This window comes from Terrabacter terrae (assembly GCF_039529575.1).
Taxonomy (GTDB): Bacteria; Actinomycetota; Actinomycetes; order Actinomycetales; family Dermatophilaceae; genus Terrabacter; species Terrabacter terrae.
Genome location: NZ_BAAANB010000129.1, coordinates 1 through 765, shown reverse-complemented (window position 1 = coordinate 765; position 765 = coordinate 1). Strand labels below are relative to the sequence as shown.

1 protein-coding gene is annotated in these 765 nt (G+C 72.0%); it reads right to left on the bottom strand.

Features of this window, described 5'->3' with window-relative positions:
• A partial coding sequence (locus ABD194_RS19875) for a threonine aldolase family protein (protein WP_343994733.1) occupies positions 1–765 on the bottom strand: 765 nt, incomplete at both ends.

The following is a 765-nucleotide window of genomic DNA, read 5'->3' as shown; positions in this document are numbered from 1 at the left end:
CCGAGCGCAGCCACAGGTCGCCCTCGTAGAGCGCTACGAGCTGCGCCGACACGAACCGCATCTTCGAGGCCAGCTGCATCGAGAGCTTGCGCACGTGGATGATCCCGAGCGTCGGGTCGGTGGCCAGCTCCGGATCCACGACGACCACCGCCTCGGCGGCGAGGGCGCCGTTCTTCGTGCCGCCGAGGCTGACGACGTCGACGCCGGCCTCGCTCGTGAAGGCGGCGATGTCGGTGCCGAGGGTCGCGGCCGCGTTGGAGATGCGGGCGCCGTCGAGGTGGACCCGCATGCCGAGCGAGTGCGCGTGGTCCGCGATGGCCCGGACCTCGTCCGGCGTGTAGCAGGTGCCGAGCTCGGTGGTCTGGGTGATCGAGACGACGAGCGGCTGGGCGCGGTGTTCGTCGCCGAAGCCCCAGGCCTGCCGGTCGACGAGCTCGGGCGTGAGCTTGCCGTCAGGGGTGGGAACGGTGAGCAGCTTGATGCTGCCCATCCTTTCGGGGGCGCCGCCCTCGTCGGTGTTGATGTGGGCCGTCTCGGCGCACACCACGGCGCCCCAGCGCGGCAGGAGGGCCTGCAGGGCCACGACGTTGGCGCCGGTCCCGTTGAAGACCGGCCAGGTGACGGCGCCGTCTCCGACGTGACGGGCCACGACCTCCTGCAGCCGGGCGGTGTACGCGTCCTCGCCGTAGGCGATCTCGTGACCGCCGTTCGCGTCGGCGAGGGCGGCCAGCACCTCGGGGTGCAGGCCGGCGTAGTTGTCGGATG